Source organism: Streptomyces sp. NPDC058240, from assembly GCF_042882135.1.
Lineage (GTDB): Bacteria > Actinomycetota > Actinomycetes > Streptomycetales > Streptomycetaceae > Streptomyces.
This window is the reverse complement of record NZ_JBHVWT010000039.1, coordinates 37,051-46,958: the sequence shown is the minus strand read 5'-3', so window position 1 is coordinate 46,958 and position 9,908 is coordinate 37,051. Positions and strand designations below refer to the sequence as shown.

The 9,908-nt window shown below is 71.3% G+C and carries 10 protein-coding genes; 3 read left to right on the top strand and 7 right to left on the bottom strand.

Going from position 1 to position 9,908, the window contains the following annotated elements:
- Positions 1-188 precede the first annotated feature (188 nt).
- The 7 genes from ACFVX4_RS33985 to ACFVX4_RS33955 form a co-directional block, all read right to left on the bottom strand.
- Positions 189-1,772: a dipeptide ABC transporter ATP-binding protein gene (locus tag ACFVX4_RS33985; protein ID WP_389984966.1), complete on the bottom strand. Its 1,584-nt coding sequence runs from the start codon at positions 1,770-1,772 to the stop codon at positions 189-191.
- Positions 1,769-2,758 carry an ABC transporter permease gene (locus ACFVX4_RS33980; RefSeq protein WP_389984963.1) on the bottom strand — a complete coding sequence of 330 codons (990 nt, stop codon included), beginning with the start codon at positions 2,756-2,758 and terminating at the stop codon, positions 1,769-1,771. The genes ACFVX4_RS33985 and ACFVX4_RS33980 overlap by 4 nt, the downstream gene beginning before the upstream one ends.
- Entirely contained in the window at positions 2,755-3,738 is a 984-nt protein-coding gene (locus ACFVX4_RS33975) for an ABC transporter permease (protein WP_389984960.1), read from the bottom strand. The genes ACFVX4_RS33980 and ACFVX4_RS33975 overlap by 4 nt, the downstream gene beginning before the upstream one ends.
- A gap of 2 nt (positions 3,739-3,740) precedes the next feature.
- Complete coding sequence (locus ACFVX4_RS33970; RefSeq protein ID WP_389984957.1) at positions 3,741-5,465, bottom strand: ABC transporter substrate-binding protein; 1,725 nt, start codon at positions 5,463-5,465, stop codon at positions 3,741-3,743.
- A gap of 225 nt (positions 5,466-5,690) precedes the next feature.
- Positions 5,691-5,786 (bottom strand): Ms4533A family Cys-rich leader peptide, encoded by a 96-nt coding sequence (locus tag ACFVX4_RS33965; protein ID WP_323180069.1) that lies wholly within the window; start codon positions 5,784-5,786, stop codon positions 5,691-5,693.
- 167 nt (positions 5,787-5,953) lie between these two features.
- Positions 5,954-7,285 carry a DUF3152 domain-containing protein gene (locus ACFVX4_RS33960; protein ID WP_389984954.1) on the bottom strand — a complete coding sequence of 444 codons (1,332 nt, stop codon included), beginning with the start codon at positions 7,283-7,285 and terminating at the stop codon, positions 5,954-5,956.
- Positions 7,286-7,293: 8 nt separating this feature from the next.
- Positions 7,294-8,259 carry an alpha/beta hydrolase gene (locus ACFVX4_RS33955; protein WP_389984951.1) on the bottom strand — a complete coding sequence of 322 codons (966 nt, stop codon included), beginning with the start codon at positions 8,257-8,259 and terminating at the stop codon, positions 7,294-7,296.
- A 109-nt stretch (positions 8,260-8,368) separates the two neighbouring features.
- Here ACFVX4_RS33955 and ACFVX4_RS33950 point away from each other — a divergent pair, with 109 nt between their 5' ends.
- From ACFVX4_RS33950 to ACFVX4_RS33940, 3 genes are all read left to right on the top strand, one after another.
- The gene (locus ACFVX4_RS33950) at positions 8,369-8,584 is read left to right on the top strand and encodes a hypothetical protein (RefSeq protein WP_266414632.1); all 216 of its coding nucleotides are present in this window, start codon (positions 8,369-8,371) and stop codon (positions 8,582-8,584) included.
- Between the two features lie 168 nt (positions 8,585-8,752).
- Complete coding sequence (locus ACFVX4_RS33945) at positions 8,753-9,394, top strand: TetR/AcrR family transcriptional regulator (RefSeq protein ID WP_018105511.1); 642 nt, start codon at positions 8,753-8,755, stop codon at positions 9,392-9,394.
- 142 nt (positions 9,395-9,536) lie between these two features.
- Entirely contained in the window at positions 9,537-9,764 is a 228-nt protein-coding gene (locus ACFVX4_RS33940) for a DUF3107 domain-containing protein (protein ID WP_164495152.1), read from the top strand.
- Positions 9,765-9,908 lie beyond the last annotated feature (144 nt).

Below are 9,908 nucleotides of genomic sequence, written 5' to 3'. Positions count from 1 at the left end.
ACACCCCTGCGCCTTCTTGTGGGTGGCTCCTCGGTGGGTGCGGTGCCGCAGGGGGGCGGTACTGGGGGGGGACGTCTTGTTGGGGGGGGGTTGTTTTCCCCCCCCCACCACCGAAAGGGGTGAACCGTCGTAACTTTCCCGCCCCCGTAGCGTTCTGTCGCGCTATGGGAGCGATCGGTCACACAGGGTCAGGCGGCGGCCAGCTCCTTGCGGGCCGCGCGGCGCACCGCCGCGAGCGCCGGATCGAGCGCGGGAACGGCCGCCAGGAGCTGCTTGGTGTACGGGTCCCGGGGGTTCTCGTACACCTGGCCCACCTCGCCCTCCTCGACGATCCGCCCCTGCCGCATGACGGCGACCCGGTCGCTGACCTGCCGTACGACGGCGAGGTCGTGCGCGATGAAGACCAGGGCGAGCCCCAGTTCCCGCTGCAGTTCCGCCAGCAGGGCGGTCACCTGGGCCTGGGTCGTCACGTCGAGCGCGGAGACGGCCTCGTCGCAGACGATCAGCTCCGGCTCGGCGGCCAGTGCGCGGGCGATCCCGACGCGCTGGCGCTGTCCGCCGCTGAACTCGTGCGGATAGCGGTCGTAGCTCTCCGGGGCGAGGCCGACCCGGGTCAGCAGATCCCGGACCCGCGCCCTGATCACCACCTCGTCGCGCTCCCCCGAGGCCCGCAGCGGGTCGGCGACCGACTCGCCGATCGAGCGGCGCGGGTTGAGCGAGGAGACGGGGTCCTGGAAGACCATCTGCACCCGGGCCTCGCGGGTGAGCCGGCCCGAGGTGGGTGCCAGCAGACCGACGAGCATCCGCCCGAGGGTGGTCTTGCCGCTGCCGCTCTCACCGACGATGCCGAGGGTCTCACCGCGCCGGACGGTGAGCGAGACGCCGTCGACGGCGGCGAGGGCGGACTTCCCCCTGCCGAACACCTGCCGGACGTCGACGGCCTCGACGAGCGGCGCGCCCGCGTCGTCCGCCGGCTTCGCGCCCGAAGGGATCCGTCCCTCCGCCACCCGCGGCACCGCCGCCAGCAGCGCCCGCGTGTACGGCTCGCGCGGCGCCACGAGCACCTCGCCCACCGGCCCCCGTTCCACCGCCCGCCCCGACTGCATGACCAGCACCTCGTCGACCGACTCCGCCGCCACGCCCACGTCGTGCGTGACCAGCAGCAGCCCCATGCCCGTCTCGCGGCGCAGATCGTGCAGCAGGTCCAGGATCTGGGCCTGGACGGTGACGTCCAGGGCGGTCGTCGGCTCGTCGGCGATGAGCAGCTGGGGCTCGCAGGCCAGGGCCATCGCGATCAGTGCCCGCTGCCGCATCCCGCCGGAGAACTCGTGCGGCCGGGACCGGGACCGCCGCACCGCATCGGGGATCCCGACCCGGTCCAGCACCTCCACCGCCCGTGCCCGCGCCGCCCGGCGGGAGGCCCGGTGGTGGACCCGGTACACCTCGGCGATCTGGTCGCCCACCGCGTAGTACGGGTCCAGCGAGGACAGCGGGTCCTGGAAGACCATCGCGGCCTTCGCACCCCGCAGGGCGCGCAGTTCCGCGTCGTCCGCCGCGGTCACGTCCACCCCGGCGACCCGGATCGAGCCGCCGACCTTCGCACCGGTCCCCCGGTGCAGTCCGAGCAGGGCGTACGCCGAGGCGCTCTTGCCGGAGCCGGACTCCCCGACGACGCCGAGCGCGCCGCCGGCCTCCAGCGAGAACGACAGCCCGTCCACCGCCCGCACATCGCCGAACGAGATCGAGAGATCGGAGACTTCGACCAGGCTCATGCCAGCACCACCCGTCGGTCGGCCATCGCCTGGAGAATGTCCGCGACGGCATTGGCGAGGACGACGAAGAATCCGGTGACGAGCACCAGACCGACGACCACCGGAAGGTCCACGTGCTTCACGGCGTCGACGAGTTCACGGCCGACCCCGGGAATCCCGAAGAGCGATTCGGTGAGGACGGCGCCGCCGAACATCGAGCCGATGTCCAGTGCGCCGAGCGCGATCACCGGCGCCAGCGCACCGCGCAGCGCGTGCCGCCCCACGAGCGCCCGTTCGCCGACCCCGTACGCCCTGAAGGTGCGCACATGGTCCTCGGCCAGGGTCTCCAGCATCGAGGCCCGGGTCATCCGGGCGTACGGCGCAGCGGACACCAGGGCCAGCGAGATCCAGGGGAGCAGCAGGTTCCAGGCCCACTGCTCCGGGTCCTCGGTGAGCGGTACGTAGTCCGGGAACGGCAGGATCTGGAGCGCCGTGACCAGGATGATGATCAGCAGCAGCCCGATGACGAAGACCGGGGTGGCCATGCCGGCCAGGGTGATCCAGGTGAGGACGCGCTCGGTCAGCCGGCCGCGCCGCCACACCGAGAGCAGTCCGGTGCCGACCCCGAGCAGCATCCACAGCACGAAGGCGCCGACGGCGAGCGAGGCGGTGGCCGGGAGCTTGGCCAGGATCAGCTCGGTGACCTGCTGGTCGCTCTGGTACGAGAGCCCCAGGCAGGGCGCCTGGCAGTGCAGCACCCCGGTCCCGGTCGAGTAGTCGCGGCCGACGAAGAGACCCTGGAGGAAGTGCGCGTACTGCACGTACAACGGGTCGCCCAGGTGCAGCTGTTCGCTGACCTGCGCCACCTGTGCGGGCGAGCAGCGCGGACCGCAGGCGATCTGCGCGACGTTGCCGGGGGCGACGTAGAAGGCCGCGTAGACGACGACGCTGAGGGCGAGCAGCACGAAGAGTGCCCCGCCGAGGCGCCTGAGCAGGAACCACTTCACGCGTCGGCCTCCTTATTCCGGCCGGTGCCGATCCGCAGCCGGGACTCGGCGCGCGGGTCGAGCGCGGTGCGCACGCCCTCGCCGAGGACGGTCAGCGCCAGCACGGTGACGAAGAGCAGCAGCGCGGGGATCAGCAGATAGGTGGGCGCCGCCTGGTACCAGGTGTCGGCGTCGCTGAGCATCTGCCCCCAGGACGGCGTGGGCGGCTTGATGCCCACGCCGAGGAAGGACAGGGCCGCTTCGACGACGATGTTAGCCGGGAAGAGCAGCACCGCGTAGGTGATGACGGGGGCGGCCAGTGCGGGCAGCAGTTCGCGCCTGGCGATCTGCCAGGAACCCCAGCCGCTGAGCCGGGCGGCGGCGACGTGGTCGCGCGATTTCAGCGAGAGCGTCTGGGCGCGCACGATCTTCGAGGTTCCGGACCAGCCGACCAGGCCGATGATCACGGCGATCAGGACCGGGCGGGGGAAGCTCGTGGGTACGACGGCGAGCGCGCCGAGCGCGATCACCATGACGGGCAGCGCGACCACGACGTCGGTGACCCGGCTGAGCGCCTGGTCGACGAAGCGGTTGCCGAGTCCGGCCGCGAGCCCGATGCCGACCCCGATGAGCACCTGGAGCAGGGTGGCGGCGAGCGCGACGCCGAGCGATACCCGGGCGCCGTACACGACACGGGCGAACAGGTCGCGCCCGGTGAGCGGTTCGACGCCGAGCCAGTGCTCGGCGCTGATCCCGCCGAAGGAGCCGACCGGCACCCCGCCGGTGGCGGAGTCGACGAGATCCGGGTGATACGTGGTGGGGTCCTGGCCCTCGATGCCCGCGAGCAGCGGTGCGGCGAGCGCGACCAGGACCAGCAGGGCGACGATCGCGGCCGCCACGAGGGCCGCGCGCCGGGCGCGCAGCCGCCGCCAGAACGGATGGGCCCCGGAGGCGGGGACCGCGACGGCCCCCGCCTCCTCGGCCAGAATTGCGTCTGCCATGGCTACTTGACCGCGACCTGCGAGATGTCGAGCACACCGGTCCAGTCGCTGATCACGACGTTCTTGACGGACTCGCCGTACAGGCGCTTGTAGACCGGGTGGAACAGCGGCACGGTCAGCGCCTGCTCACCGACCTTCTTGTCGAGCGCGCCCCAGCGCTTCGCGGCGGCGCTCAGGTCGGTCAGCTTGTTGATCTCGTCGATCTCCTTGTTGACCGCGGGGTCGTTCAGCTGGCCGGAGTTGAAGTTGTAGCCGGACTTGACGATCTGGCGCCCGTCGAAGATCGGCGCGAAGAACGGACCGCCGGACGGCCAGTCGGCGCCCCAGCCGCCGAGGAAGAAGCCGGGCTCGCTCTTCAGGCTGTAGACCGTGTCGGAGTAGTCGTTGCTCTCCAGACCCTGGAGCTTGACGGTGATCCCGGCCTTCTTCAGCGCCTCCTGGAGGGCGGTGGCGATCTCCGGGCTGGTGGCGAAGTCCTTGTCGTTGGAGTGCGTGAGGGTGACGGTCAGCCCCTTGGGGTAGCCGGCCTCCTTCAGCAGCTCCTTGGCCTTGGCCGCGTCGCCGTTCTTCCCGGCCGGGAAGTGGTCGTACGGCGTGTAGCCGAAGGCCGCCTGGTCGGGCAGGAAGGTGGTGGCGGGCTCGGCGAGCGAGGAGCCGCCGGCCGCGTTGACCACGGAGGAGCGGTCCACGGCGTACGAGATCGCCTGACGCACCTTCGGGTTGTCGAACGGCTTCACCTTCGGGTTGAAGGCGATGTAGTTGGTGTAGCCGAAGTGGCCGGTGCCGACGCGGGCGGCCAGCTTCTTGTCGCCGGTGACCTTGGCGAGCTCGGCCGGGCCCAGGTTGGTGTCGGTGGTGACGGCCGCGGCGTCGGCGCCCTGCGAGGCGGACAGACGCTGGTTGATGACGGCGGAGTCGAGCCCGGAGCGCACGTCGATCCGGTCGGGGTAGGCCTTGCGCTCCTCGTCGGTCGCCGCCGACCAGTGCGGGTTGCGCTCCAGGATCAGGCGCTCGCCGTCGCCCTCGTTCTTGACGACCTTGTACGGGCCCGAGGAGATCGGGTGCTCCTCGTACTTGGTGCCCTTGTCCTTGGCCTTGGGCACCGGGGTCGTCTGGGTCTGCGTGGCCAGGAAGGGGAATTCGCCCTCCGGCTTGTTGAGGTGGAAGACGATCGTCTTCGCGTCGGGCGTCTCGATCGAGTCGAGGCCCTTCTTGTCCTTGTACGGGCCCTGGTAGTCGGCGCCGCCGATCAGCCAGTCGCGCAGGTAGGGCGCGCCGCCGGAGAGCTCGGCGGCGAAGGAGCGCTCGATGCCGTACTTGATGTCGGCACTGGTGATCGCGGTGCCGTCCTCGTACTTCAGGCCGTCCTTGAGGGTGTACGTCCACACTGTGGCGTCCTTGCTGGGCCTGCCCAGGTCGGTCGCGAGGTCGGGGACGACCTTCGCACCGGCGGCGCCGTCCTCCCGGTTGCGGGTGGTGAGCGTGCGGAAGACCAGGGACGGGACGTTGCCGCCACCGGAGGTGTAGAGCCGCGCGGGGTCGAAGTCCTCCTGCGGCTTGCTGTTGAGGACGGTGAGTGTGCCGCCCTTCTCGGGCTTGCCCGCCGCGCCGGAGCTGCCGTCGCCGCCCTTGTTGTCCTTGGGCCCGCAGGCCGCGGCACCCGCGGCCACGACGAGTACTGCGGTGGCCGCTGCCACGCGGCGCGATATGACGGACGGTTGACGCATCGGAAGGTGACCTCTCGGGTGTACTGCCTGGAGAAAGGGACGGAAGGAGTTCCGCGCAGGCAGCGACGAGAGCGAGTGCACACAGCCGGTCGATGGGTGGAGAAACTGACCGGAAACACCGAACTGCCGCGCCTGCGGGCGGAATGCGCCCGGCGCGGCAGTCATGCGTGGCGGCCCAGGCCCGTCAGGGCTCGGACCGCGGGCGGACGCGCGCTCGGGCAGGCGTCAGCAACAGTGGATGTCGGCGACACTGTGCCCGGTCACACCGATGAGCGCCAGCTCTATGACTGCGCGATCGGGGAGGACGGGGCCGTGTGACATGTCGAGAAATATGGATCACCACCCAGGGGATGTCAACGTGAATTGAGACAGCGATCTCACGATGCGGACAGCCTGCGGGCATACGTACGCCGGTTCCGCGTACGACTACGAGGCGCGGCGCGCCCGGGAGGCGGCCCGTCGCATCAGCGGGCCCGCCCCCTCCCGGATCAACTGGGCGGATACACCCAGGCGTTGGGCCGGCACTTGATCCCGTCGATGTTCAGGGACTTGGTCTGCTGCTGCATCACCGGAGCGAGGGCTCCGCGCGTGCCGCAACTCACATGGTCGTGACCCAGCCGGTGACCGACCTCATGGTTGATCAGCATCTGGCGGTAGGCGAAGAGTTTGTCCGGCCCGAAGGTCGACGACCCCTGTGCCCAGCGATAGGCATTGATCATCACGCGCTCGGTCGCTGCGGAGTCGCACGAGACGTTGTCCTCCGTCGTGTCCAGCCCGGACTTCATGCACCATTCGCCGGTGGTCCCCGGACTGGCCAGGGTGATCACGAAATCGGGGTCGTCGGTGGAGACCCGCTCGAACGTCATCGCCCCGTCGTGCGCCCAGCTGCGGTCGTCGTTGAGCGTCTCCTGGACGGCCCTGGCGAAGAGCGCGGCGTCGAGGCCGAGGCCCTTCTCCACGTCGATCCGGTAGCGGTACCTGTGCCCCCGGCCCGGGGCCTTCGCCGTCCCCGGAACCGCCTCGAACTTTCCGGACGCCTTCAGTTCCGGGGCGAGCGGATAGGCCTTGGCCATCTTCTGGGCGTACGAGAGCGGCTTGGCCCGCACCGGCTCCGGGGTCGGCCGGTCGTCCGAGCGGGAGGCGCCGTCGGGGCCGAGCCGGTCGACGCCCGAGGGCTGCGCGGAGGTGGTCCCGCCGCCGTTGTCCTGGGTGACCTGCCCGGCCACCACCACCGCGAGGACCGTGGTCACCGCGGCGGCCGCGATCCCGGTGAAGGTGCGGCCCTTGGCGCCCTTGCCGTCCTTGGCCGGCGCCGGGCCGTCGGTGCCGCCGCCGGGCGGCTGCTCGTCCCGCTCACCGACCGAGGTGGACGGATCGGCGGGGCGGGGCGGCGGGATGGAAGGCCCGCGCGGTGCGGGCGGAGCGGGCGGAGCGGGCGGAGCGTCGAACGCATCGACGAACTCGCGCCGCGGTCCCGGTACCAGCGGCCGGGTGCCGGTCGACTGCTGCCGCCCGGCCGCCGCCTGCTGCTGGGCCGTCGGCCGCGCTCCGGGCCGGTGGTCGTCGCCCCGGTGGAGCTGCTGGAGGCCGGTCCCCCAGCCGCCGCCGGGTTCGCGCTGTTCGGGGTGGCCGCCGCGGACGTGTCCGGTCTGCTGGAACGGGGTGTGCCCGTCGGAGCCGGCCGGTGCCTCCACCGACCTCCGGCGCCGCCCGGTGCCGGGGACGGGCCGGACGGCCTCACGATCGGCGCCCGCGTCCGCTGTGGCGGCCTCGATGTCGGGCCCCGAGGATTTGGGGCCCTTTCGACTATGTCGTCCCACGCCCCGGATCAGCTCCCGCCGCGTTCGTCGAGCAGTTCCCGGAAGGCCTGGGCGACCGCCTCCGGGTACTCCATCATCGCCACGTGCCCCGCGTCGGGCAGTGTCAGCAGCCGCGCATCACGGAAGGCCGCGGACGCCTTGCGCGCCATCCGGTACGAGACGAGCTGGTCCCGTCCGCCGTACACGAGCTGGGTCGGTGCGAGCACCCGCTCGGCCTGGCGCCACAGTCCGTGCTGCCCGCCGAGCGTGTACGCGTCGACAATGCCACGTGCCGAGCGCGCCATCGCGTCCCAGAAGTAAGGCAGTCCCATCCGGCGCTCCATTTCGGCCACCGCTGCGCGGAAGCCCGACTCGGAGACGCGCCCCGGATCGCCGTAACAGAGTGCCATCACTCCGCGGGTGCGCTCCTCCGCGGACCAGTCCCTGGTCATCCGGGCGAACAGGCCGGCCACACCGGGCACCGCGAGCAGACCCGTCGGTACGGCGGACCGCTGCACCCGGATCTCGGGGAGCGCGGGCGAGACGAGGGTGAGGGTGCGCACCAGGTCGGGACGGACCGCGGCGACCCGGGTGGCCACGGCACCGCCGAGCGAATTGCCGAACAGGTGTACCGGCCCGCGCTCCTCGGCGTCGAGGAACCGGATCACGGCGCGGGCATGCCCGGTGACCGAGTAGTTCCCGTCGTCCGGCGGCGGCGAGTCACCGAAGCCGGGCAGGTCGACCGCCTCGCCGTCCACCACGTCCTGGAGCAGCGGCATCAGCGCCGACCAGTTCTGCGAGGAGCCGCCGAGCCCGTGCACGTAGAGCGCGGGCGGCAGCCCGGTCCACTCGGGCGGCCGGGACCGGACGGTCAGCGTCAGCCCCGGCAGCGCGACGGAGCGCAGCTGCTCCCCCTCCGCGACCCCGACGGCACTCACTGCCGGGGACACCGCGGCGGCGACGGCACGGACTCCCGGCAGCTCGGTCGAAGACATGCGGCAATGTTACGAGACGATCACACCCTGATTCATGTGTTCGCCGTCACAGACCGCGTAGCGGCCCGCGGGCGCAGCTCCTACGCTCGAAGCAAGGAAGGGAGTCACCATGACGGTCGACCCCAGCGACCCGGAGACCTTCGAGGACATCCAGCCGGACGAACCGGACCAGGAGACGCCCCGGGCGGACGCCGCCGAGCAGCGGGCGGATCTCCAGCAGCGGCACGACGAACCGCTCACGGACATCGACCGGGACAGCGCGGACGAGGCCGATGCGGCGGAACAGGCCCGCGTCGTGACACAGGATGAGGACGATTACCGCTGATACAAACTGCTTTGTCCCGGCGGCCGGGGAATCTGTGGCTACCGCAGCCGTCCGGTCCATGAAATTCTGCGTCCGCGCCGCGCACACCCGGGTTACCCAAAAGTACGATGGCTGTACGGCGCAGCGTGCACGGAAAGGCTGTGTCCGATCACAAATTTGGGAGGCGGCGTGACAGCCATCGAGCAGACCGAGGCGGCGCGCCCGCGGGGCACTCGTCTGCCTCGCCGCGCCCGACGCAATCAGTTGCTGGGCGCCGCGCAGGAAGTCTTTGTGGCGCAGGGCTACCACTCCGCCGCGATGGACGACATCGCCGAGCGGGCCGGGGTGAGCAAGCCGGTGCTCTATCAGCACTTCCCCGGCAAGCTGGAGCTCTATCTGGCCCTTCTCGACCAGCACTGCGAGTCGCTTCTCCAGGCGGTCCGTACGGCCCTGGCGTCGACCACCGACAACAAGCTCCGGGTCGCCGCGACGATGGACGCGTACTTCGCGTACGTCGAGGACGAGGGCGGTGCCTTCCGGCTGGTCTTCGAGTCCGACCTGACCAACGAGCCCGCGGTGCGCGAGCGCGTCGACCGGGTGTCGTTGCAGTGCGCGGAGGCGATCTCCGACGTCATCGCCGGTGACACGGGACTGTCCAAGGACGAGTCCATGCTGCTCGCGGTCGGCCTGGGCGGTGTCTCCCAGGTGGTCGCCCGGTACTGGCTCTCCAGCCGGTCCGCCATTCCGCGTGACACGGCGGTCCAGCTGCTGACCTCGCTGGCCTGGCGGGGCATCGCGGGCTTCCCGCTGCACGGCATCGATCAGCACTGACGCGGGCCGCCCGGAGCGGCCGCCGTCCGTGTTCGCTGCGGGCGTTGCCCGCCGACCACTGGCGGCTCCCCTCAGCGGGCTAATGTGTGCTGCGTACGGCGCGGCTCACCGCGCAGGGACTGACCGTCGGAGGGACATAGCCGTGGAGGTCAAGATCGGGGTGCAGCACACGCCCCGGGAGATCGTTCTGGAGAGCGGGCTTTCCGCCGAAGAGGTCGAGAGCGCGGTCGCCGAGGCTCTCACCGGTAAGGCGCAGCTGCTCAGCCTCACGGACGAGAAGGGCCGCAAGGTCCTGGTGCCGGCCGACCGGATCGCTTACGTGGAGATCGGCGAGCCCAGCACGCGTCGCGTGGGGTTCGGCGCGCTGTAGGCAGCACGCTCCGAGCAGTGACCGTGGCAGCGGGGGGGGGGGGGGTCCCCCCGGGCCCGGCCATCCCCTGCCCCCCCGAACAACCCTCTGTCCTCCCCCCCCAACCCACCCCTACACCCCCCCGCTCCACCCCCCGCGTCGCAT

Coding starts and splice junctions, on each gene's coding strand:
- ACFVX4_RS33985 (WP_389984966.1), bottom strand. CDS start 1,772: ATGAGCCTGGTCGAAGTCTCCGATCTCTCGATCTCGTTCGGCGATGTG.
- ACFVX4_RS33975 (WP_389984960.1), bottom strand. CDS start 3,738: ATGGCAGACGCAATTCTGGCCGAGGAGGCGGGGGCCGTCGCGGTCCCC.
- ACFVX4_RS33970 (WP_389984957.1), bottom strand. CDS start 5,465: ATGCGTCAACCGTCCGTCATATCGCGCCGCGTGGCAGCGGCCACCGCA.
- ACFVX4_RS33965 (WP_323180069.1), bottom strand. CDS start 5,786: ATGTCACACGGCCCCGTCCTCCCCGATCGCGCAGTCATAGAGCTGGCG.
- ACFVX4_RS33955 (WP_389984951.1), bottom strand. CDS start 8,259: ATGTCTTCGACCGAGCTGCCGGGAGTCCGTGCCGTCGCCGCCGCGGTG.
- ACFVX4_RS33950 (WP_266414632.1), top strand. CDS start 8,369: ATGACGGTCGACCCCAGCGACCCGGAGACCTTCGAGGACATCCAGCCG.